This is a genomic window from Corynebacterium sp. 32222D000AT, assembly GCF_053546955.1.
Map to the genome: position 1 here is coordinate 69386 of NZ_JBPPVW010000006.1, position 23387 is coordinate 92772.

20 protein-coding genes and 1 pseudogene are annotated in these 23387 nt (G+C 64.6%); 6 read left to right on the plus strand and 15 right to left on the minus strand.

The genetic code is table 11. The features are described from left to right. The first annotated feature begins 89 nt into the window (after window positions 1-89). The 4 genes from ACEE23_RS05320 (at window position 90) to ACEE23_RS05335 (ending at window position 4442) form a co-directional block, all read left to right on the plus strand. Window positions 90-683 (plus strand): GNAT family N-acetyltransferase, encoded by a 594-nt coding sequence (locus tag ACEE23_RS05320; protein WP_368519022.1) that lies wholly within the window; start codon window positions 90-92, stop codon window positions 681-683. A gap of 11 nt (window positions 684-694) precedes the next feature. Further along, the gene (locus ACEE23_RS05325; protein WP_368519021.1) at window positions 695-1786 is read left to right on the plus strand and encodes a polyprenyl synthetase family protein; all 1092 of its coding nucleotides are present in this window, start codon (window positions 695-697) and stop codon (window positions 1784-1786) included. A 9-nt stretch (window positions 1787-1795) separates the two neighbouring features. Beyond that, on the plus strand, window positions 1796-3286 hold the full coding sequence (locus tag ACEE23_RS05330; RefSeq protein WP_368521468.1) for an alpha-(1->6)-mannopyranosyltransferase A: 1491 nt from the start codon (window positions 1796-1798) through the stop codon (window positions 3284-3286). A gap of 148 nt (window positions 3287-3434) precedes the next feature. Next, on the plus strand, window positions 3435-4442 hold the full coding sequence (locus tag ACEE23_RS05335) for an HNH endonuclease signature motif containing protein (protein WP_368519019.1): 1008 nt from the start codon (window positions 3435-3437) through the stop codon (window positions 4440-4442). A 144-nt stretch (window positions 4443-4586) separates the two neighbouring features. Here ACEE23_RS05335 and ACEE23_RS05340 read toward each other — a convergent pair whose 3' ends face one another. Continuing rightward, window positions 4587-4946 (minus strand): Rv2175c family DNA-binding protein, encoded by a 360-nt coding sequence (locus ACEE23_RS05340; protein ID WP_290226356.1) that lies wholly within the window; start codon window positions 4944-4946, stop codon window positions 4587-4589. A 66-nt stretch (window positions 4947-5012) separates the two neighbouring features. On the opposite strand from ACEE23_RS05340, the gene ACEE23_RS05345 reads away from it, so the two are divergent. Beyond that, window positions 5013-6359, plus strand: a complete 1347-nt coding sequence (locus ACEE23_RS05345; protein WP_448871391.1) for a protein kinase domain-containing protein — start codon at window positions 5013-5015, stop codon at window positions 6357-6359. Here ACEE23_RS05345 and ACEE23_RS05350 read toward each other — a convergent pair. Both ACEE23_RS05350 and ACEE23_RS05355 read right to left on the minus strand, forming a co-directional pair. Beyond that, a complete protein-coding gene (locus tag ACEE23_RS05350; protein WP_368519017.1) occupies window positions 6356-7759 on the minus strand; it encodes a class II 3-deoxy-7-phosphoheptulonate synthase in 1404 nt (467 codons plus the stop codon). The two genes, ACEE23_RS05345 and ACEE23_RS05350, sit on opposite strands and share 4 nt — an antisense overlap. 43 nt (window positions 7760-7802) lie before the next feature. Continuing rightward, window positions 7803-8312 (minus strand): polyadenylate-specific 3'-exoribonuclease AS, encoded by a 510-nt coding sequence (locus tag ACEE23_RS05355; protein WP_368519406.1) that lies wholly within the window; start codon window positions 8310-8312, stop codon window positions 7803-7805. 104 nt (window positions 8313-8416) lie between these two features. On the opposite strand from ACEE23_RS05355, the gene ACEE23_RS05360 reads away from it, so the two are divergent. Further along, entirely contained in the window at window positions 8417-9607 is a 1191-nt protein-coding gene (locus tag ACEE23_RS05360) for a glycosyltransferase 87 family protein (RefSeq protein WP_368519016.1), read from the plus strand. Window positions 9608-9633: 26 nt separating this feature from the next. Here the strand turns inward: ACEE23_RS05360 and ACEE23_RS05365 are convergent. From ACEE23_RS05365 to ctaC, 12 genes and pseudogenes are all read right to left on the minus strand, one after another. Next, window positions 9634-10581 (minus strand): annotated as a pseudogene (locus ACEE23_RS05365) (hypothetical protein); the annotation flags it as partial. A 74-nt stretch (window positions 10582-10655) separates the two neighbouring features. Beyond that, entirely contained in the window at window positions 10656-11411 is a 756-nt protein-coding gene (locus ACEE23_RS05370) for a lysophospholipid acyltransferase family protein (protein ID WP_368519015.1), read from the minus strand. Between the two features lie 3 nt (window positions 11412-11414). Then, window positions 11415-12398 (minus strand): ROK family protein, encoded by a 984-nt coding sequence (locus ACEE23_RS05375; protein ID WP_368519014.1) that lies wholly within the window; start codon window positions 12396-12398, stop codon window positions 11415-11417. A gap of 26 nt (window positions 12399-12424) precedes the next feature. After that, on the minus strand, window positions 12425-13558 hold the full coding sequence (locus ACEE23_RS05380) for a glycosyltransferase family 4 protein (protein WP_368519013.1): 1134 nt from the start codon (window positions 13556-13558) through the stop codon (window positions 12425-12427). A gap of 32 nt (window positions 13559-13590) precedes the next feature. Beyond that, window positions 13591-14688 carry a C40 family peptidase gene (locus tag ACEE23_RS05385; protein WP_368519012.1) on the minus strand — a complete coding sequence of 366 codons (1098 nt, stop codon included), beginning with the start codon at window positions 14686-14688 and terminating at the stop codon, window positions 13591-13593. A gap of 203 nt (window positions 14689-14891) precedes the next feature. Next, a complete protein-coding gene (locus ACEE23_RS05390; RefSeq protein WP_368519011.1) occupies window positions 14892-15509 on the minus strand; it encodes a C40 family peptidase in 618 nt (205 codons plus the stop codon). A 1022-nt stretch (window positions 15510-16531) separates the two neighbouring features. Continuing rightward, on the minus strand, window positions 16532-18154 hold the full coding sequence (gene qcrB / locus ACEE23_RS05395; RefSeq protein ID WP_368519010.1) for a cytochrome bc1 complex cytochrome b subunit: 1623 nt from the start codon (window positions 18152-18154) through the stop codon (window positions 16532-16534). Continuing rightward, entirely contained in the window at window positions 18154-19374 is a 1221-nt protein-coding gene (gene qcrA / locus ACEE23_RS05400) for a cytochrome bc1 complex Rieske iron-sulfur subunit (RefSeq protein WP_368519009.1), read from the minus strand. Before qcrA ends, qcrB begins: the two co-directional genes overlap by 1 nt. After that, window positions 19371-20270: a cytochrome bc1 complex diheme cytochrome c subunit gene (qcrC, locus tag ACEE23_RS05405; protein WP_368519008.1), complete on the minus strand. Its 900-nt coding sequence runs from the start codon at window positions 20268-20270 to the stop codon at window positions 19371-19373. The genes qcrA and qcrC overlap by 4 nt, the downstream gene beginning before the upstream one ends. 68 nt (window positions 20271-20338) lie before the next feature. Continuing rightward, a complete protein-coding gene (gene ctaE / locus ACEE23_RS05410) occupies window positions 20339-20950 on the minus strand; it encodes an aa3-type cytochrome oxidase subunit III (RefSeq protein ID WP_448232861.1) in 612 nt (203 codons plus the stop codon). A gap of 568 nt (window positions 20951-21518) precedes the next feature. After that, window positions 21519-21950, minus strand: coding sequence for an aa3-type cytochrome oxidase subunit IV (gene ctaF, locus ACEE23_RS05415; RefSeq protein WP_368519007.1), 432 nt, complete (start codon window positions 21948-21950; stop codon window positions 21519-21521). A gap of 14 nt (window positions 21951-21964) precedes the next feature. After that, on the minus strand, window positions 21965-23059 hold the full coding sequence (gene ctaC, locus ACEE23_RS05420; RefSeq protein ID WP_368519006.1) for an aa3-type cytochrome oxidase subunit II: 1095 nt from the start codon (window positions 23057-23059) through the stop codon (window positions 21965-21967). Between the last annotated feature and the right edge of the window lie 328 nt (window positions 23060-23387).

Genomic DNA, 23387 nt, shown 5'->3' on the forward strand with positions numbered 1-23387 from the left:
CCTTCTTTTCGAACACTCGTCAACTATCTCGAACACCTTTAATTAGGCTAATTGACCCGCCGCGGGGCCAAACATGTTTCGATAGATTCGTGAACATCGCCATCCGTCGCCTTAGCCCGCAAGAGTTCTCCCTCCTCGCGCCCCAACTCGTCGAGATCTATATCGAGGCGATGGACTACAACGACTCCCTACGCGTAAGCCGCACCCAGGCCTGGCGCCGGGAGATTTCCCACCCGGGCTTCAGCGCGGTGATAGCAACTGCCGACAGCGGCATCGTCGGCCTGGCCTACGGCTTCCTCGGCTCGCCGGATACCTGGTGGGACCGGCAGCTGCGCCGCGGTTTCTACGAAAAGGGCGGGCCTACCGAGCAGCAGTGGGCGCTCCTGCGCAGCTATTTCGAGCTGGCCGAGGTGCACGTGCGCCCCGGCATGCAAAACCACGGCATCGGGCGCCGGCTGATTACGGAACTGCTCTGGAACGTGCCCGCCGACTACGTCGCGCTATCGACGCCGGAGGTGCCCCAGGAGGGAAATTCCGCCTTCGGCCTCTACCGGTCGCTGGGCTTTCGGGACGCGTTGCGCCATCACCGCTACCCCGGCGACTCCCGGCCGTTTGCGCTCCTCTACGCCCCACTACCGCTGCCGGCGGTTGCGCAACCCGGGACCAGCACCCGGGACCGGTAAGATACCTAGGCGTGACCGCAGACAATATTCCCCAGATAGAACAGATCCCCGACGCCGCCCGCGCTGCCCTCGCGGAATTCTTGGCCGAGCGCCGGCCGGCAGTCAGCTCCATCGGCGAGCCGGTGACCCGCTCCATCGCCTACCTCGAGGATTTCGTCCTTGGCGGCGGCAAGCGCATCCGCCCGCTCTACGCCTGGGCCGGTTTCATCGGCGCCGGCGGGCTGGACGGCGACGAGGATCCGCAGGCCGTCCTCCGCGCCGCCTCTTCCCTGGAGTTCATCCAGGCCTGCGCGCTCATCCACGATGACATCATCGACGCCTCCAGCACCCGTCGCGGCAAGCCGACGGTGCACCGCGCGGTGGCGGGGCGGCATCGCCAAGCGCAGTGGCACGGCGATGCCGGCTTCTTCGGCGAGTCCGTCGCCATCCTCGTCGGCGACATGGCCCTGGCCTGGGCCGAGGACATGCTGCAGGACTCCGGCTTAAGCGCCGTCGCCCTGGCCCGTACCCGCGAGCCGTGGCGCGCCATGCGCACTGAGGTCATCGGCGGCCAGCTGCTCGACATCACCCTGGAGGCCACCGGTTCCGAGTCGGTCGAACTCGCCGATGCCGTCAACCGCTACAAGACCGCCGCCTACACCATCGAGCGTCCCCTCCACCTGGGCGCTGCCATTGCCGGCGCTTCGCCCACGCTTATCGATGCCTTCCGCGGTTACGGCCGCGACATCGGCATCGCATTCCAGCTGCGCGACGACCAGCTGGGCGTTTTCGGCGACCCTTCAGTCACCGGCAAGCCGGCCGGCGACGACCTACGCGAGGGCAAGCGCACCGTCCTGCTGGCCACGGCCCTAGAGCGCGCCGATCAGGCCGATCCCGCCGCGGCCGCCACTCTGCGCCGCCTAGTCGGCACCACCGAAGACCCCGCCGATATCGCGACGATGTCGCAGATCATCCAGGACTCCGGCGCGGTCGAGGCCATCGAAGAGCGCATCGACGCCCTGACCGAATCCGGCCTGGGGCACCTGCACGCCGCCGGCGTGGACGAGAAGGTCACCTCCGCCCTGCACGACCTGGCCATCCGCGCCACCGCCCGGCAGAAGTAGCGCCCCGCCATGGCCACGACCCCACTGACTATCCGCCTACCCCGACCGCTGAGCCTCGGGCTCGCCGGGACCATCCTGCTCGCCCTCGCGTCCTTTTCCGGCGGCGCCACCCGCAACCGCGGCGGGCTGCTGGAGGCGCTCAACCTGAGCTTCCTCGCCTACGGCCACGGCCGAAACCTCGGCATGGCGGTGTTCTGGATCGGCATCTTCTGCCTCGTCGGCGCGTGGATTCTCCTCGGCCGCGAAACCGTAGCGCCCGCCCGCAAGGGGGCGCTGGGCACCGTACGCCGGACGCTGACCTGGTGGATCGTGCCGCTGATCGTCGCCGCGCCGCTGGCCTCGCGCGACGTCTATTCCTACCTCATGCAAGGCGCCATGGTCCGCGACGGCTTCGATCCCTATTCCGAAGGCCCGGTGGTCAACCCCGGCCCCTTCCTGCTCGAGGTCTCCCAGGACTGGCGCAACACCACCACCCCGTACGGCCCGCTGCACCTGTGGATTGGCGACGGGGTGACTTCCCTGGTCGGCGACAACGTCGCCGTGGGCATCTTCGTCTACAAGCTCATCTCGCTGGCGGGCTTCGCCGCGATTGCCTGGTCGGTCCCGCGGATCGCGCGCGAGCTCGGCGGCTCGCCCACGATGGCGCTCTGGCTCGGCGTGGCCAACCCCGTCATGCTGCTCCACCTCGTCGCCGGCATGCACAACGAATCCGTCATGGTCGGCCTGGTCTCCGTGGGCCTGCTGCCGGCCCTGCGCCGCAAATTCCTGGCCGGGCTGGCCCTTATCGCCGCCGCCGTGGCTCTGAAGGCGACCGCGTTCATCGCGATGCCCTTCGTCGTCTGGATCATGGTCCACCACTTCGCCCCGCGCGAGTCCTCCAGTCTGGCTAAGCGCTTCGGTGTCTTCGTCGCGGCCGGCGCCGTGATGGTCGTCGAGACCGTCGCCGTCGTGGCCGTCATTACCTGGGCCTCTGGTTCCTCGTGGGGCTGGCTGTCGGAGATTACCGGAAACGCCAAGGTCATCAACCCGCTGGCGGGCCCGACGCTGGTCACCGACGTCATCGCCCCGCTGGTGCAGATCTTCAACCCGGACATCTCCTACAACAGCGTGCTGAGCATCATGCGTACGCTGTCGATGGTCCTCATGCTGCTCGGCCTCGTCCTCGTGTGGTGGCTGTCCCGCCGCAACATTCGCGATGCCATCCTGGGCACCGCCGGCGCCTACCAAGTCGCCTTCATCCTCAATTCCGTGACGCTGCCGTGGTACTACGCCTCCGTCATCTCGCTGGTGGGCGTGGCGCGGCCGCCGATGTGGGTCATCAAGCTCGCCACCGGCGCCTCCGTCTTCGTGGCTGTGTCGTTTTCCAGCGACGGCAACCACCAGCTCTACAACTGGTGGTGGGTCATCGGCTCCATCGTCGTGTCCTGGCTGCTCGCCGAATGGGTCTTCCCGGCCCGCCCGCGGCGGGAGTTATCCACAGGCACCCGCGCTGAAGTGTGACGGGTTCAACTCCCGCGGCGCCAAAGTCGGGGTTATCCACAGGCACCCGCGTTGACGCGTCATCAAAAATGGCGTTTTTGGGCGAGTTATCCACAGGTTCAGGTTTTTCTGCTTGTCGGGGTTGACGGGCGGGCTTAGCGTGTGGGTCATGACAGCAACGACAGCCATGGACACTTTGAAAGCAGCGCACTCTATCTTCGCGGACGGGATCTCCTACTTGGGCCTGTGCCGCGAGTTGAGCCTGCCCGCTTTGAAGGCTGTCATGTCGGACGTTGCCGCGGCCGCCCACTACCGTGCCTGCCAGACGTTCTTCGGGCACACCACGTATACGCGCAAGCAAGCCGATGCGAGGAAAGGCGCCGCGGAATCCGGACACCACTTAGATACTTTGCTGGTGTTGGACAATGCCTTCCGGCGGGTCCGACACAAAGGCCACGCCTGGGCCATGCTCATCGAACTGTGCAACACACCCGGCACCACCAAACAACTACGCAGACTGGCTAACAAAAAGGTCCTGGAGCTTAACCGCCCGGCCCCACCAGCCGAAGGCGTGCGGGTGACCCGCCGCAAAGACGGACCGAGTACTTTTTCTGTTACCGGTGACCCGGAGTTGGTGGAAAACCTCTGGGCCAGTATTAAAACCATCCCCGACGTCGAGGCCTTGTTCAGCGGCGGACTGAACAAGCAGCCCAAGGCCACGCACGTGGTCATCTCCCTGCCCGACTGGGTCCAAATCCTTGCCGGTGATGGGGATGAGATCACCCTGCAACTGACCAACGGGACCACCATGACGGGCGCCGAATACGTCCGCCAATGTTTGTTGGATGCGGGTCTGGCCACGCTGGTGGACCCGAGGCGGGGTCCGGTCAACCAGTACCGCTACCAGCGCCATGCTTCACCGAAGCAGAAGGACATGGCCAAGGCCGAGACCACGACGTGTGCCTGGCCGAACTGTGGGAAGCCAGCCGATGAGTGCCAGGTCCACCACATCCACCCCTGGGTAGACGGCGGAGAAACCAACCAAGAGAATCTGACCTTGTTGTGCGAGTTCCACAATTCCTGGAACGACGACGACCCGGCCTACCCCAGACACGGCAGGATAAACCGCCGCGATGGCAGGGTGACGTGGGATCCGCCCTGGAGCGGCGGGACCTAACGGCTGACACGGGGTCAGCCGAGGTACAAGGAACGAGAGCAGAACCGCAAGACCAGGCTGCGAGGAGACACCCCAAGGGGCAAACCCAGCGAAATACGCGAAAAGGCGCCACGGACCACGTCCGTAGCGCCTACTCGGCGTGCCTTAGAAGGCCGAAGCCTGCGCGCGGCGGATTACCTCGCGCGCGAGGTGCCCGTGCAGGCCATCGATGGGGCGCCCCGGCAGAGACTCGTCCTCGGTGAAGAGGTGGCGAAGGATCTCGTCCTCGCTGTAACCGCCATCGGACAGCACGGTGATAGCGCCCGAAACGAACTTGCTAATGGCGTCCTTGTCGTTGAAGAAGGCCGCGGGGACCAGCTTCTTATCGCCGCTACGCCAGGCGATGATCTTCTTCGCATTCAGCAGGTCGTGCACGCGCGTCACCGCGATGCCGAGCTTGTCGGCAACCTGCGGCAGGGTCAGCATCGGTTCGTCGCGGAGCAGGGTTTCCAGAGATTCATCCATACTAGTCACGGCACTCTACTGTAGCCGGTGTGCACTTTCTCTGGGATTTCGGCCATACTGGAATCCATGAGTCGGTTAGAAATTGGTGACGTGCTGGAGAACCGGTACCGGGTGGACCGCCCCATCGCCCGCGGGGGAATGTCCACGGTCTACCGCTGCGTAGATCTGCGCCTGGGCCGTGCCGTAGCCGCCAAGGTCATGCACGCGGAGTTCGTGGACGACCCCGTCTTTACCCGCCGCTTCGAGCGCGAGGCCAAGGCGATGGCCCAGCTCGCCCACCCGAACCTGGTCGGCGTGTACGACTTCTCCGCCGACGGCGACCCCATGTTCCTCATCATGGAGCTCATCACCGGCGGCACGCTGCGCGAGTTGCTCGCCGAGCGCGGCCCCCTGCCGCCCTATGCGGCGGCCAGCGTCATGCGCGCCGTGCTGGCGGGCCTGAACGCCGTCCACAACAAGGGCCTGATTCACCGCGACATCAAGCCTGACAACGTACTCATCAACTCGGATCACCGCGTGATGCTCGGCGATTTCGGCCTGGTCCGCTCCACCAGCGCGCAGCAGGCGACCTCCGACAAAATCGTCGGCACGGTCTCTTACCTGGCCCCCGAGCAGGTCGACGGATCCCGCATCACGCCCGCCACGGACGTCTACTCGGCGGGCATCGTTCTTTTTGAGCTGCTGACCGGCACCGTCCCCTTCCAGGGCGAGACCGCTCTGGCGCACGCCCTGGCCCGCCTCCAAGAGGACGTGGTGGCGCCGAGCGAGCGCATCGCTGGCATTCCCCCGCTTTTCGATGCCCTCGTCGCCTCCGCCACCGCCCGGGATCCGCAGGGCCGCTTCGCCGACGCCGGCGAATTCCTCGCCGCGCTTGACGATGTCTCCCACGAACTGGGCCTACAAACCTACACCGTGCCCGTCCCGCAGGATTCCGCCGCCGCCCGCACCGCGGCCCAGCCGACGGACATGTCCGGCACGGCGGTCTTCGCCGCCACCGGGGTCTTCGAAAAATCCGAGCCGCCCGAGGACCTCGATGTCTCGGACACGGAGGCGGAAACGCGCATCGTGAGCGACCCCGCGGCAGAGGCAGAGACCGAGCAGTACCGCCGCGCGCCGCTCAGCTTCGAGACCCGCGTCGACCACGCCCCGCAGCCGATGCCCGCGCCCCAGCCGGCGCAGCCCATGCAGCCGGCGCAACCGGCGCCGGTGCCGCAGCAGCGCCCCCAGGCTGCCCCGATGGCCCGCACGGCAGAAGAAGAACCCACCGAGCGGCTGCTGACCAACCGTTCGTGGGTTCCGTTGACGCTATTTCTTATCGTCGCTGCTGTGCTCGCCGGCGGCGTCGGGCTGGCGGCCTGGTGGTTCGGGTCCGGCTACTACGCCGGCACCCCGATTTTCTGGCGCACCTACTAGCGATGCCGATCCTGGTTACGCAGCATCTCCGCGACCAAGAAGGATAGCTCCAGCGACTGCTGCGTGTTCAGGCGCGGGTCCACGGCGGACTCGTAGCGGCCCGGCAGGTCGACGTCGGTGATGTCCTCGGCGCCACCCAGGCACTCGGTAACATCCTCGCCGGTGAACTCCAGGTGGATGCCGCCCGGGTGAGTGCCGAGCTCGCGGTGCACCTCGAAAAAGCCCTGCACCTCGTCCAGAATCTTGTCGAAGTGGCGGGTCTTGTAGCCGTTGGACGCGGTGAAGGTGTTGCCGTGCATCGGGTCGGACTGCCAGACGACCTTGTGCCCGGACTCCTCGACGGCCTTGATGACCGGCGGCAGCACGCTGCGCACCTTGTCGTGGCCCATGCGGGCGATCATGGTCAGGTGGCCCGGCTCGCGCAGCGGGTCGAGCTTCTCCGCGTATTCCACGGCCTCCTCCGGCGTGATCCCCGGGCCCAGCTTAATGCCGACCGGGTTGCCGATAAGCGCCGCGAAGTTGACGTGGAAGTCCTCCCGCCCGCGGGTGCGCTCGCCGACCCACAGCTGGTGGGCCGACAGGTCGTAGAGCTTGGTGTGGCCGCGATCGTCCTGTCCCAGGCGCAGCATGCCGCGCTCGTAGTCCTTGAGCAGGGCCTCGTGGGAGCAGTAGATGTCGGCCGAGCGCAGGGTGTCATCGTTGACGCCGCAGGCGCTCATGAAGTTCAGGCCGGCCTCGATCTCGTTGGCCAGGGCCTCGTAGCGGGCGCCGGCGCGGGAGTTGGAGACGAACTCGCGGTTCCACTCGTGCAGCGAGTACAGGTCCGCCGTGCCCGAGGAGGTCAACGCGCGCACCAGGTTCATCGCGGCCGAAGAGTTGGCGTAGGCACGCACCATGCGGGCCGGATCGTGACGACGGGCCTCCTCGGTCGGCTCCACGCCATTGACGATGTCGCCGCGGTAATTCAGCAACCCGTTACCGTCGCGGTCCGCGGACCGCGGCTTGGCGTACTGGCCCGCAATACGCGCGAGCTTCACCACCGGCGTCGACGCACCGTAGGTCAGCACCACGGCCATCTGCAGGAGGGTCTTGATGTTGCCGCGGATATGCGGCTCGGTGTTGGACTCGAAGGTCTCGGCGCAGTCGCCGCCCTGGAGCAAAAAGGCCTTGCCGGTGGCCACCGCCGCGAGCTTGCGCTTGAGAGATTCAATCTCCGGCGGCACGACGATCGGCGGGACCGACTCCAAGATCTTGCGCACGTTGTCCGCCTGGTTCTGGTCCCAGGACGGCTGCTGCTTGGCAGGGCGGTCTACGACGTCCCGAAACTTCTCCTCGATGCCATCCGGCAACGGAGGAAGATCGGGCAGGGCTTCATTAGGGATATCAATTGTCCAACTCACACCCTGATTTAACCACGTTCATCGGTCGGATGATAGTTACGGGTTACTTAGTAATCCGATTGCCCTTGCTCAGCGGCAGTGCCTTTTGGCAAATGTTGAACTTGGCTAGGTTGTGGCGCGCGTCCACCAAGGCGTCGTGGTTGCCGGCCGGCACGGCCGGCAGCTTCGGGCGACCGGCAAACTCCCAGTACTGCTTGAGTTCGCGGGTATAACGCGGCAGCCGCTTCGGCAGCCCGGCCATGTCGCCCCACAGCTGCGCCAGCACCACGTGATCGTAGGCGCCCACCCAGGCCCACAATTCGGGCGGCGTTTTGGCGCTGCATAAAAATCCGTAGACTTCCTCCCGGATGGTGTGGATGGGCTTCCACACGGCATCGTGGGGCGAGGGCAATTTGTCGAGGACGTTCTCGCGCACCCAGGCGTTGGCCAGCTGGGGGTCGAACTCCGTCGACACGGCGTAGTACTCGCGCCCGTCTTCCGCGACAATCCCGATGGAGACCAGTTCTATCGTCCGGCCGTCCTCAATGAATTCGGTGTCGTAGAAGTATCGCACGGTCATTGATTCTAGCCGGTGGCTGGGCGGGCCCTCGCGCGGGGTAGACTACTTCCGTGCTCGCTTCAGTCGTACGGCGCGTTCCCGCCTGGATCCCGCTCCTTGTGTCGTTTGCTGTAAGCATCGTCTGGCTTATCGATGCCCCCTTATTCCTCACCGAAGGCATCCTGCGGCCGTATTACCACATCGATCTCGACGTCTACCGCGCCGGCGGCCAGGCTTGGCTGGCCGGCGAGCACCTCTACGCGCAGGACTATCAGGTCACCAGCGGGATGATCCTGCCCTTTACGTACCCGCCACTGGCGGCGGTGCTCTTTTCGTCTCTCAGCGTGGCCAGCCTGCCGGTGGTCTCGGTGACCTGGACGGTGGCATCGTGGGCCGGGCTGTGGGCGTGCCTGTGGCTGGTGCTGCGGCCGCTCAAAAAAGACGCGGCGGCGACGTGGGCCGCCTGGTGCATGGTGCCCGCGGCGCTGGCCGAGCCCATCACCGAGACCTTCAGCTTCGGCCAAATCAACATCCTGCTCGCCCTCATCGTCCTGGTGGACTTTCTGGTCCTGCCCCGCCGCCTGCGCGGCGTGCTTCTAGGCCTGGCGATTAGCATCAAGCTGACCCCCGCGGTCTTCGTGCTGGTCTACTTCGCCCGGCGGGAGTGGCGCGCGCTAGCGACCACCGCGGGGGCCTCCATCGCCTGGGTCGGGGTGGGCTTTGTCGCCGCCCCGGCGAGCTCGCGGGACTACTGGCTGTCGACGCTGCAGGACTCGGAGCGCATCGGCGGCCTGGCGTATTCGTCGAACCAGTCGCTGCGCGGCTTCCTCGAACGCGTTGGGGCCGGCGACTGGTGGCTGGCGGGCGTCGTCGTCATCATCCTGGCCTGTGGGGCGGCGGTCTACCGCGTCCGCGCCGGCGGCGTGGTGCCGATGATCCTGATTGCGGCCCAGCTGTCCCTGCTGGCCTCGCCGGTGTCCTGGTCCCACCACTACGTGTGGCTGGTGCTGCTGGCGGCCTACGTCACCGCGCTCCTACCGCGGAGCGTCTGGCTGGCCGGGCTGCTGTGGCTGGTGCTGTTCGCCCGCGGGCACTGGCTGGTTCCCTACACCCAGAACCAGGAGCTGGAATGGAGCCTGTGGCAGGCCATCCCCGGCAACGACTATTTCTGGCTGTCCTGGGTGGTCGTGCTGTGCGCGCTGGTGGCGCCGCGGTATATCTGCGGCGGTTTCATCGACCAGCCCAGCACGGGCACCTTGCTCAAGGCCCACAGCGCCAGCGCCCCGACGGCGGAGATGCCCAAGCAGTAAAGAATCCAGAACCAGGTGTTCTCCCACGGCCACGCGCCGTCGATCATGATCTCGACCGGGTGGTAAGCGGTCAGCAGCCCGAAGCCCAGGGTCAGTGCGATGGGGTGGCCCAGGTAGACCGGCAGCGTGTGCCGCCCGGTAAAGCGCAAGAGGTGGGATACACCCGGAACGTAGGACAACAGGACCGCGCCCGCGATGGCGGCCGGGAACATCAGCAGGTGCTGGCCTAGACGCACCAGCGACCACAGCTCCGCCCCGCCGAGCCACTCGGCCCCGGGTAGGTACCAATCCACCACGATGTCCGAGTCCTTGATGCCATTCCACCAGCGGACCAGGCTGTAGCCAGCCACGAAGCCGCCGGCGCTGCCGAGCAACGGCGCGATGGCCTTGAGAACCGCGTACTTGGGTGGGCGCACGCGGGCGGTGAAGGCGTGGCTTAAGGGGGCATCGATGAGCTCGGCGAAGGCGGTGATCCACTGGCGGCAGAACGCGCCGATGACGAAGATGGGCAGGTACATCAGCGCCTTGCCTACGAAGTAGACCTCCTCGTGCCAGCCCAAAAAGAGGATGGGAATAAGCGAGCCAGCAATGGCGGCCCAGCGCGGCAGGCGGCGAACCGCCCACAGGTAGAGGTTAAACAGCACCAGCGCGTGTAGGAACCAACCCATGTTGTGGCCTAGCACCAGGGAGCTGGCGTAGTCGGCGAAGGTGCGCGGCTCGTCGCCGAAGACTATTGCGTAGTGGACGCTGTTGGTCCACAGCTCGACGGGTACCCAGATGCAATAGGGCACGATGAAAAACCAGAGGCGACGGCTGAACAGCTCCCACAGGCTGTAGTGGAAGATCTTTTTCGAAAAGTAGCCGCTGACCAAGAAAAACAGCGGCATACGCAGCGGGTCCAGCCAGGTGTTTGCGGTAAAGAGCCAGGTCAGGTGGGCATCCGGGACGCTGATGGAGATATGCAGTACCACCACGCCGATGATCGAGAGCCCCTTCGCGACATCGGGCCAGGCCAGCCTTTGGGAGGCGGCGGAAGAAGGCAAAACTTCTAAGCCACCCCCGACTGCGGCGACGAAGGCTCCGCGCCCTCCGGGTAGCCGTTTCCGGCGGCCAGGGATTCCTTGACCTCGGAGGCGTAGACGTCGACGTAGGGCTGGTCCACCATCTCCGCCAGGCGGTGCATGATGAAGTCGGTGAAGGCGCGGGCGGCCTCGTGGGACTCGGGGTCCAGGTCGTTATCCCGGGCCCAGGCGATGGGGTCGATGGGCTCGCCCACCACCATGCCGACGCGCTTGGGCCGCGGGATCCATGTGCCGATGGGGTTGGCGTCGCGGCTGCCGATCATGCCGATCGGGATAACCGGCTCGCCGGTGGCCATGGCCACCCGGGCCATGCCGGTGCGCCCCTTGTACACGCGGCCGTCCGGCGAGCGCGTGCCCTCCGGGTAGATGCCAAACAGGTCGCCGTTGCCGAGGATCCGCTTGGCAGAAATTAGCATGCCCGCGCTAGCGGACTCGGCGTTGCGCTCGATGGGCACCTGCCCCACCGAGCTGAAGAACCACTTCTGCACGCGGCCGACCAGCCCGGGCGTGGTGAAGTATTCCGATTTGGCGAGAAAGATAATCTGCCGCGGGCACAGCAGCGGAAAGTAGAAGGAATCCATCACGGCTTGGTGGGTGGACGCCAAGATGGCGGACCCGGTGGCCGGGATGTTGTCCATGCCGCGCGACCAGGGTCGGTTCCATAGCCGCAGCGCCGGGCCGAAGAAAATATTCTTAAAGGCCCAATACCATTTATTGTGCATCGTCTAACTTTCCTCGTGAACCATGTCTGCCTGGCGCAGGGCCAAATCTCCCACCCCGATCATACCTGCTGCCGATCCCAGGCTGGCGGTAACGACCTCCGCCACGGGGCGGTGCCCCGCGCCGACGATGTCGCGGGCCATGAACTCGCGCGCCGTGTCGAGGTAGAGATCAGCGTCCTTGCTGACTCCCCCGCCCAGCACGATGAGCTCCGGGTCGAGGACGTCGGTCACGATCGACAGGCCCTGGCCGAGCCAGCTGCCCAGGTCCTCCATGACGGCGATCCCCAGGGCGTCGCCCGCGCGGGCGGCGTCGGCGATCTCCTCGCCGGAGGGGTTGGCCGGCAGCGTGGTGGAATAGTTCGGGCGCAGCTCGTTGGCGGTGTCGGTCAGCGCGGTACCCGAGGCGTAGCGCTCCAGGCAGCCGCGCTTACCGCACGAGCACTGGCGCCCGCCCGGCACGACCACGAGGTGGCCGAATTCCGGGGCGGTGCCAAAAGCGCCGCGGTAGATGGTCTCTTGCGTCATCAGCGTCGCGCCGATCCCGGTGCCCACGGAGAAAAACACCCAGTCGCGGGCGTGCTGCCCGGCCCCGAAGCGCCACTCGCCCCAGGCCGCGGAGTTCGCGTCGTGCTCAAGCCGCACCGGCAGGCCCAGGCGCTCCTCCACCCGCCGGCGGACGGGGGCGTTGCGCCACGGCAAGTGCGGCGCGAAGCGCACCACCTCACAGTCCGGGTCGATAAACCCGGCCACGGCCAGCCCCACGGCCTGGATGCGGTAGGTGCCCTGGAGGCGGCGGACGGCATCGACAAGCGCGTCCTCGAGTGCCTCTGCGGTACTGGGGGTGGGGACGCTGACGCTATCGATGAGCTGCCCGTCGGTGGTAATCACGCCGGCGCGCAGGTTGGTGCCCCCAATATCCATGCCGATAGTCAACGGCTGCGAGGACTCCATCTCTGCAGACGAGGGGGTGGGGAAGGCTTTCGACATGCAGTCTAGGATATACCCCCTCCCCCTTAGCGGTCACATCGAAGGAGGCCGCGCAGACGGGCGCCCATGACCGCCCAGGTCCATTCCTGCTGCACGTATGCGCGCCCGGCCCGGCCCATCTCCTGCCGGCACTGGGGATCTGACAACAAAGCATCCAGGGCGCGGGTCAGCTCATCCACGCTCGACCCGCGCACGACGATGCCCGTGTCTTGCGTGACGGTCTCCGGCGCGCCGCCGGAGTCGCCGGCGATGACGGGCAGGCCAGCTGCCTGAGCCTCGAGGTAGACGATGCCCAGCCCCTCCACGTCGAGCCCGCCACCGCGGGTGCGGGCCGGCATGGCGAAGATATCGGCGGCGGCCAAGGCGGCGTTCAGGTCGGCGGTATCGGCAGCCTCGGCGAAGTGGGTGTCCAGGAAGTAGATGCCGGCCAGCGTCTCGAGGCTGGCGCGGTAGCGGCCGCGGCCAACGATGAGCAGCTGGGCGTCCGGGTGGTTGTGCTGGAGCCGGCCGAAGGCGCGGATGAGCTGGTCCTGGCCCTTGCGCGGGACCAGGCGGGAAATACAGACGACGACGGGGCCATCCTCCCGCAGCCCGTAGCGGCGGCGGGCGGCGGTGGCCGCCGCGGCGTCCACGGGGTGGAAATCGTCCGTGTTGACGGCCGAGGGCAGGTGTACCCAGTCCAGCTGGGAGCCGAAGGCCGGGCGCAGGCGGCGCAGGGTGTAGCCAGAGATATAGGTCGCGGCCGTGGCCGAGGCGCCGATGAGGCGGAGGGCCTGGCGGGCGCCGGGGAGCATCGACCAGCCGACCTCGTGGCCGTGGGTGGTGACGATGACGCGGGTGGCGCCGGCAGCCCGGGCGGCCTTGCCGAGGAGCCCGAGCGGGGCGGCGGCGCCGAACCAGACCGTGTCGATGCCCTCGCGGCGGATGATCTCCTGCATGGCGCGCGCCGTCGCCGGCGTGGGCAGCATGACCCGGCGGGGCCAGCGCACTACCCGGTAGGGCAGGTCGCGGTCGTAGGAGGCGGCATCGTCGGCGTTTTGGGTCGAGGCGAAGACCATGACCTGGTCCGGGGGCAGGGTGCCGAGGAAATCCCGCAGGTAGGACTGGATCCCGCCGATGGTGGGCGGGAAATCATTGGTAACAAGCAAAACGCGGACCATAGGCACCAACTGTACCTATAGCCCGCGCGCGTTTAGTAACGGGAAGCGCCCTGGATGGGCATGGAGTCGACCGGCACGACCTGGACCGGCACGCCGTAGGTCGAGGCGTGGACCACCTGGCCGTCGCCGATGTACATGCCGACGTGGGTAACGCCCGGGTAGTAGCCGACGATATCGCCCGGCTGCAGGTCGTTGATGCTCACGCTGGTGCCACCGGCGATCTGCGCCTGGGAGGTACGCGGGATGCTCACGCCCTTTTGCTGGTAGGCCCAGAACATCAGGCCGGAGCAGTCGAACTCGGTGGGGCCGGCGGCGCCCCAGCCGTAGGGGCTGCCGATCTTCGACAGGGCCGCGGCCACGGCGTCGCCGCCCTTGCCGGACAGGCCGGCGATGTCCTCCGGCGACAACGAAGAGCCGCCAAACTGGGCCTCCCAGCGGGCGCGGTCCTCGCCGGACAGCGCGTCGACGCGCTCCTCGATGGAGGCCTTCTGCTTCTCCAGCTCCTCCTGCTCGCGGACGAGGCGGTCCTTCTGCTCCTGCAGCTCGCGGGTCTTGCGCTCTGCCTCCTTGACGGCGGCGTCGGCGGCGTCCCGCTTGGACTTGGCGGCGTCCGCGTTGGTCGACATGGTCTCGAGGTTGCGCTGGGCGTCGCGGGAAATAGCGCCCAGGTAGCCGAGGCGCTCCACGGCGGCCTGGGGGTCGCCGCTGGCCAAGGTGGCGGTGAAGCGGTCCATGTTCACGCCGCGGTAGCGCGACTTGGCGATGTCGTTGACGTTGCCGCGCTGGTCGTTAACGGCGGCATCGGCAGCGTCTGCCTCTTCCTGAGCGTGGCGGGCGTGCTCCGCCGAGCGCTGCGTGTCCTTCTCCGCCTCGGCGAGCTTGTCCTCGGCCTCCTTGACCTTTTCGCTCTTCGCGGAGACCTTCTGCGCGACCTCGCCCATCTCGTGCAGCAGAGAATCAACGTCGTCGCCAGCCGGAGCGACGGCGGGCTGCTCCGCGCCGTCGGTCTCCTGCGCGCCCGCTACGGGGTTCAGTGCCGCTGCGCCCAGAACAACGGCCGTGGTGGCAGCCAACCAGCCGCCGGAGATGCGGCGCATGGAACGGGTGCGCCGCGCAGAATATTCAAGCACGAGGACTCTTTCTTCAGTGTTAAAAAACGAGTGAACTAACTTAATGAACTATAGAGCATCCCGCGGGTGTTTACCAGTCGGACGCGAAGTTGTTTTCCCACCTCAGGCGGGAAACTGGCGAACTTGAAACGGGTGTGATTAAAGAGAAAACCCCGACCCGCTAGCGCGGATCGGGGCGAGCCCTTGAGGGGCTGCGGAAAGTCCTAGAAACGGACGGCCGAGTGGATCGGCATGTAGTCCAGCGGACGCTCCTGAACCGGGGTGCCGGAGTTCAGGGCATCGATGATGGTGCCGTTGCCGGTGTAGATACCGACGTGGGAAGCGCCACCGTAGTAGGCAACGATGTCGCCCGGCTGCAGCTGGTCCAGGGCGACCGGGGTGCCCTGGGCGGCCTGCGCCTGGGAGGTACGCGGGATGGACTTGCCAACCTGTCCGTAGGCCCAGGAGGTCAGGCCGGAGCAGTCGAAGGAGTTCGGGCCGGCAGCGCCCCAGCCGTACGGTGCGCCGATGACGGAGCGAGCCGCGTCGACGACCTTCTGGCCCTCGGACTTAGCCGGTGCCGGAGCAACCTGTGCAGCGGCGTTGTAGTTGACGTTCTGAGCCTCGCCCAGGGACGGGACGTAGGTCTGGATGTTCGGAACCTTCTCAATGTTCGGGATCTGGTCCAGGCCCTGGACATCGAAAGAGTAGTTGGTGTTCGGGATAACTACCTCGGTAGCGTTCGCAACGCCCGGGACGGCGACGGTAGCGGATGCAGCCACTACGGCGGTGGTCGCGATACGACGGGTCATGGTTGCGGTCTGACGACGGTGCTTAGCCACGAAAATAAACTCCAAATCTTGTTTAGCGCCTACCCTGCCGAGTTTCCTTCTACATCGGCAAGGCTCTGGCCCAGGGGACGGGCCTAACGTTCGTCGGCCGGCAGTGGTGACACCGCCGGCCTCCGTTCGGCCACAACCCTCTTCGTGGGAGCGGCCAGATACGGCGCTTGAAAAATTCTTTAGTTCGGGACTGGCTGCTCGGTGAGCAACGCTGTGTCTCGAATAGGTTACGAAACAATCACGAAAGATGTCTAATTGACCAAAGCGTGTCGCGTTGTAACCGTTTCGTTATACCCCGTTTATCGGACTGAGACGCTCTCAGGTTTTCTCACTCCGGCGCGCACCCCTCAACGCCAAGCGACCCGAACAAGAATACCATGACCAGCGGCAACACCAAAATCACGCAACACCCCCAATTCTCAGCAAGTTCTTCCCGACCACATGAAGGCGATCAGGACACTTTTTAATTGTTAGCTTAATCACACACCCAAATTTCGGCGAATTTTTCCGAATTTTAGGCCCCTTAGAGGGCCTCCCCAGGCCCAAAACCGGCCCACCGAAGGTGCAATACCGCGCCTCACCGTTCACTCCGGCACCACGGCTCCCCAAAGTCTCCAATATAAAAGGAGACAGCCCAGTAGCTACTGCGCTCCCCTGCGCCGCCTCTACCCCGCCGCCCACCACTCCACCACCGCGCGACCATTCTTCTATATACGGATCTATATAGGAAGGCGTATACGAGCCCTACCGAGCCCACGCGCTCCTGGCGCAAGAGAGACGGCGGTGGGGCTGCCACAGTGCGTGATACGCCGCAGCGGCGGGCCCCGCGGCCGCTGGCCGCTCCCCCGGCGCCCAAGACGGGCACAGTGGCGCCCGTGGGCACCGTGCGCATCGGGAGGACTGTTGACTCCGTGGGGGCTGCGGGCGCGGGGGCATCGTTAGCCGGTGGCATAACAAAAGCCCGCCGGACTCCCAGTGGGAGCGGCGGGCTTCGTGAGCGCTAGTTAAAGGATGGCCAGCTGTTAGTAGCGGCCGTTCTCCTCGTCGTCGCGACGGTTGGCCTCGTTGAGGCGGCGGAACATCTCCGCTTCCTCGGCGGCGTTGTCAGCGTGGTGCTGGTGCACACGCTTGACCACACCCTCTTCGTCGGAGGAGAAGATGCCCTGGGTCTCGGCGTCGGCCAGGCCCAGCTCGTTGAGCTGCTTCGGGACCTTGGCGCCGGCGTACTTGAGCGGGACGGCGTGGCCGTGCTCGTCGACCGGGCCCAGCGGCTGGTGAACCTCGATGAAGGCACCGTTCGGCAGCTGCTTGATGACACCGGTCTCGATGCCGTGCTCCAAGACCTCGCGGTCGGAGCGCTGCAGGCTCACGCAAATCTTGTAGGTGATGACGTAAGCCAGCGGCGGCAGGACCAGCAGGCCGATACGGCCCAGCCAGGTCATCGCGTTCAGCGAGATCTGGAAGAAGTGAGCGACGTGGTCGTTACCACCGGACATGGTCACCAGCAGGAAGAAGGTGATGGCCATGGCACCGATGCCGGAGCGGACCGGAACGTCGCGCGGACGCTGCAGCAGGTTGTGGTGGGCGTCGTCGCCGGTCATCTTCTTCTCGATGAACGGGTAGGCGAACAGCAGGACGACCATCAGGCCACAGAGCAGGGCTACCCAGAAGGCGCTCGGGATGGTGTAGCTGCCCAGGTAGAGCTCCCAGGCCGGCATAATACGAGCGACACCGTCAGTCCACAGCATGTAGATATCCGGCTGGGAACCAGCGGAGACCTGCGACGGGTTGTACGGCCCCAGGTTCCAGATGGCGTTAATGGTCAGCAGACCAGACATCAGAGCCAAGACGCCGGCAACCATCAGGCCCATGCCAATCGCCTTGGTGGCGAAGACCGGCATGATGCGGACGCCAACGACGTTGTTCTCGGCGCGGCCCGGCCCCGGGAACTGGGTGTGCTTCTGGTACCAGACCAGGATGAGGTGGGCGGCAATCAGGCCCAGGATGATGCCCGGGATGACCAGGACGTGCAGGATGTAGAAACGATCCAGCATCAGGTCGGACGGGAAGTCGCCGTCGAAGATGGCCCAGTGCAACCAGGTACCGATGATCGGCAGGCCCAGGATGATGGCGGACATAATGCGCAGACCAACGCCGGAGAGCAGGTCGTCCGGCAGGGAGTAGCCGAGGAAGCCCTCGACCATGCCCAGCAGAATCAGCGCGCAGCCGATGATCCAGTTTGCCTCACGCGGGCGGCGGAACGCACCGGTGAAGAAGATGCGCAGCATGTGCGCGACCATGGACATCATGAACATCAGGGCTGCCCAGTGGTGCATCTGGCGGACGAAGAGGCCGCCGCGTACCTCGAAGGACAGGTCCAGGGCCGTCGCGTAAGCACGCGACATCTCCACGCCGTTGAGCGGGGTGTAGGCGCCGTCGTAGATGACCTTGCTGATCGACGGGTCGAAGAACAGCGCCAGGTAAATACCGGTCAGCAGCAGGATGATGAAGCTGTACAGCGCCATTTCGCCCAGCATGAAGGACCAGTGGGTCGGGAAGACCTTGTTGATCTGAGTGCGGATCATGCCGGAGGCAGTGTACCGCGAATCAATGTTGTTACCGATTTCAGCGAGTTTATTGCTCATTATGACTTACGCTCCCAGAATGCCGGGCCGACAGGCTCAATGAAGTTACCCTGCGCGACGAGGTAGCCGTCTTCGTCCACGGTGATCGGCAGCTGCGGCAGAGCACGGGCGGCCGGGCCGAAGACCGGCTTGCCGTACTCCAGGGCGTCGAACTGCGACTGGTGGCACGGGCACAGGATTCGGTTGGTCTGAGCCTCGTACAGCGAGGTCGGGCAACCGATGTGAGTACAAATCTTGGAGAAGGCGTAGTAGTCACCGTGGTGGAAGTCTTCCTGACCCTTGCGCTCGATGGCGCGCTGTGCGTCTGCGTGGCGCAGGCGAATCAGCATGACCGCGTTGCGGTTGCCGTGGATCGAGTGCATGTGGTTTTCGTAGACATCCTTCTGCGGATCGTACAGGTCGCCGTCGTTGACGTCGGACTCAGCCAACGGGAACACGGTCTCCATACCGCCGGCAGCCAGGTCCTCCGGACGGACGCGGACCAGGCGCGCCAGGCCCTTCGTGGTGTAGTGGCTGCCGGACTCACCCTCGTGCATCTCAGCGATGGTGCTGGTGTCACGAGCGAGGTAGAGCTTGACGCCCTTCTCGTGCAGGGTCCAACCCGAGGTCCACAGGGTGCCGTCACCCATGTAGTTCATCTCGTGACGAACCTTCCACGGGTTCTTGATGGCGCCGCCCAGCGGGGCGATGACCGACAGGCCGAAGAGGACGCCGGCGCCGCCGAGCAGGCCCATCAGGGTCTTGCGGCGACCCAGGGTGGAGGTCTTCCACGAGTCGTTCAGCAGGGCGGTCAGGGTGCGGCGGTCAACCTCGTCGGAAGGACCGTCGTGGCGACGCTGGACCGAAATCTCTTCCGGAATGATCTTCTTGACGTACTGAATAATAGCGACGCCCAGGCAGATGATTGCCAGACCGGAGAACAGACCCAGCAGCGGGGTGTAGAGAGTGTGCCAGATGAGGCCGTCTTCACCCAGGGTCTTGAACTGCCACGGCCAGAACAGGTACACGCCCAAAAAGGCGATGGCCGAGATGATGGAAATCGTCAGCCAGATACCAATGCCGGTGGCCGCGCGCTTCTCAGCCGGGTCACCCTCAACCGGGAAGCGTTCCTTACGGAAAGCGACGGTGACGTCGTCCAGCTCAGTACCGAGGGCAGCGAGCTCGTCGTTGCTCATGCCCTTCAGCTGAGCGTCGGTGTAGTTGTGATTTACGTTGCTCATGAGCGCGATCCCATCCACATAGCGGCCGCGCACAGCGCGGTGATGCCGATAATCCACATTGCCAGGCCTTCAGAGACCGGGCCGAGACCGCCCAGGTCCCAGCCTGCCGGAGACGGGGTCTCGTTAGCAGACTTGATGTAGGCGATGATGTCCTTCTTCTCGTCAGCGGTCAGCTGGCGATCGGAGAACTTCGGCATGTTCTGCGGGCCGGTCAGCATGGCCTGGTAGATCTCCTGCTCGTTGGCGGGATCCAGGGCCGGTGCGTACTTACCGGAGGACAGTGCGCCACCCTGGCCGGTGAAGTTGTGGCAGGAAGCGCAGTTCATGCGGAACAGCTCAGAACCCTTGGCGACGTCCTCGGCCTGAATCTGGCCGTTGTAGTTGGCGCCGCGCAGGGACTCCATAGCAATCGTGCCGTCTTCTTTGTAGACGATGTCCGGTCCCCCACCGTTGGCCGCAACGTAGGCAGCCAGGGCCAGGGTCTGCTGCTCGGTGTAGCGCGGGGTCTTGCGCTCCGCCTGGGCATCGTTAGACATCATCGGCATACGGCCGGAGTGAACCTGGAAGTAGACCGAGCCGGCACCGACGCCGATGAGCGACGGGCCGCGCTTCTCGACGCCCTGCAGGTTGGCACCGTGGCAGGTGATACAAGCGACATCGTAGATGTCCTTGCCTTCCTGGATCAGGGCTTGGTCATCCTTCTGGGCGGTGGCGACCTGAGCGTCCGGCGTCAGGGCGGTGGCCAGAACGCCAGCACCCGTCAGACCGACGGTCAGCGCGAAAGCGCCCGCGAGGGTGCGCTTCATCTTGCGCCGGCGGCGAGTCTTCTTCGCCGCAGCCGCCGGGGTGGTCTCCCCCACCGGTGAAGCGTTGTTGTTGGGATTGGTATCCATCATTTTCCTTTTGTGTTACTGGTGTCCGGAAATGAATGGCTGTAGACCGAGATGACTCGGCTATCTACGGCCTACTGGACGAGGTAGATAACGACGAAAACGCCGATCCACACGACGTCCACAAAGTGCCAGTAGTAAGACACCGCCATTGCAGCGGTTGCCTGGGCCGGCGTGAACTTGGACTTAGCAATGCGAAGCAAAATCACCACGAAGCTCAACAGGCCACCGGTCACGTGGGCCGCGTGGAAGCCGGTCAGAATGTAGAAGACCGAACCGAACACGCTCGCCTGGACGGTAACACCGTGGTGAATCAGCTCGTACCACTCGAAGGCCATAATGCCCAGGAACAAAACGCCCAGGAGGATGGTCACCGAGTACCAGAGCCGAAGCTTGAATACGTCACCCCTTTCTGCGGCGAAGACACCGAACTGCGAGGTCACGGAGGAAAGCACCAGGACGCCCGTAATGAGGAAGCCCATAGGCACGTTGATGTGGGCGGTGTGCTCCGCCCAATCGCCTTCCTGACCGTTAGCTCGGGATGTGAACCACATCGCGAACAGTCCGGCGAAGAACATTAACTCCTGCGACAGGAACACGATGGTGCCCACGCTGACCATATTGGGTCGGTTCAGCGCGGCAACACGTGGTGCTGCCATACCTTGATTAGAAACTGCGCTCGTCACGCCTATTAGTATGGCCGTTTCTCGACCCGAATTCATCTAGTTCCCCCCGCTTTCGCTATGAATTTTTCCGGGCTTCGTCAGCAAAAACACAGAATCCGGCCGCAATCCTGCCTAACCGCCCCATGTTCGCCGGCCACTACTTTCCAAAAACTCGCCATCCCCGCAGGTCACCACCCTTATTCCCCGCCGCCCCCACAGGCTTAGAGGCGACCAATATTTCGCGAGATGGATACCCGCGCGGCTTGCAACCATTTTCGCCGAAATGCGGATGAGAGATAATTCACGTTTCCCGGGCGGCAAAACCGCAGGCTTGCAACTTTCGTATTACCCCCAGCTGAAAATCGCTATAACAAGGGGTTTTAACGCCGTCAACCGGTTGATAGGCCCCACCCGCCCCGCGGTATCGACGGCAAATCCCAGGCTTTTCGCCGGCTCGGGAAAGTTTTTCGGATACTGCGGGAACTTTTTGGAACTGGATACGACGAAGGCCCCGAACCTCCCTTTTCAGGAAGGCCCGGGGCCTTGTCGTCTAAGAAGCTGCGGGGCGATTACGGCGCGCAGTTGAAAGCTAGTGCTTTTCCTTCGGCAGGCCGTACTGCAGCGAGAGCTTGGTGGTAGCCCACACCAGCATGATGGCGCCCAGAACGATCATCCAGTAGTACATGAAGATGATGCCCAGACCCAGGACTGCGATGGCCATGGTCATCATGAACGGCCAGATGGAGCTCGGGGAGAAGAAGCCCAGGATGCCGGCGGAATCCTCGGTCTCCGCCTCTTCCCAGTCCTCCGGGAGGACGTCGGAGCGGGCATCGGTGAACTGGATGTAGACCGCGAGCATCAGGGCCAGCAGGGCCGCGAGGGCCATGGCGACCATGCCTGCCCACTCGGGGCCGTGGCGGTAGCCGTCGTCCTTAACGAAGTTGACGGCGAAGATGTAGACGATTTCGGAGATCAACAGGTATGTGAAGATCCCGTAAAAGACTTTTGCACCTACACGCATGGTTCAATATCTCCTTATGCCTGTGCCTTGTCGTTGGCGTCAACGTAGTTGTCGCCATCCTGGGTGTCGCGCTGCGAGTTGAACGGCTGGGTCGAGGTGGCATACGGAGCTTCACCGATGTGCGCCAGGGCCTCAGAGTTCGGAGCGTCCGGGTTGTCCATGCGGTACTGCATGTACTCCTCGAACTTCTCCGGGGAAACGGCACGCAGCTCGAAGTTCATCATCGCGTGGTAGGTACCGCACATCTCAGCACAACGGCCAACGAAGGCGCCTTCCTTATCGATGCTCTCCACCTGGAAAGCGCGCTCCTGCTGGTTGTTCTCCGGGTGTGCGTACACGTCGCGCTTGAACAGGAATTCCGGAATCCAGAAACCATGCGACACGTCGCCGGAGGCCAGGCGGAACTCAATCGCGGTGTTGGTCGGCAGGACCAGAACCGGAACCTCTTCGGTGGTACCGACGGTCTCAATCTCGTTGAAGTTCAGGTAGGAGATGTCGCCCTTGGACTTGCCGTGAATCGGGTTAGCGTTCTCGGTGCCCTCCGGGTCGATAGCGGACTCTTCCGCCAGACGGTTGCTTTCCTCGTCGGTGCCGTCGTAGTCCTGGCCGCCAGCCAGCTCGCCGTCAACGGCGGCGTAGCCGAACTTCCAGTTCCACTGGTAAGCGGTCACGTCCACGGTCACCTTCGGGTCCTTATCCAGGGCGGTGACCTTCTGCTGGGTCTGAACCGTGAAGAAGAACAGGGCCGTAATGATGATGATCGGGACAACCGTCAGCACCAACTCCAGCGGGACGTTGTACTGCAGCTGCTTCGGGAACTCGCCCTTACCCTGCTTCTTGGCCCGCTTGGCGCTCCACCGGAAGATGGCCACCAGGAACAGGCCCCACATGATGATACCGATAGTCCACGCAGCAACCCAGACCCAGATCCAGAAGTTGTACATTGCTTCTGCCTCCGGGGTAATGCCCCGCGGCCAGCCGAATCCCAGGACCTTGTTTACAGCCTCGGGAGCCTGCACATCACAGGCTGCGAGAGCACTGCCACCCAGTGCCAGTGCGCCCGCCAGACCAGCCTTTCGGGCTAGGTTGCGCTTATTACGCTGTCCCACGTGTGTTCTGCCTTTCTGTCCACACAAACTTCTTAAACGCTCTCAGAGCATTCCTATCTGTTTAGGATAGTGGATCCAGCTCGCATTTCTTAGCCGAATCCCAAGAACAGTCGCACGGACCCCTTGGCCCGCGACCGTAACGGCCGATTATGTTACATGGTCATCGGCCTCTGCCGTGGATTATGCCCTTTAACTGCGATTTCTCGCCTGTTACCCAATTCACAGACGCGCGGGCGGGCTATCATCCGAAAGTTCGCCCCTAAAGGTGGAAGCTTTCCCTCTACCCCGCCGGGCGGCGCGGCCAGCCACCGTCCACAGGCCGCCCACA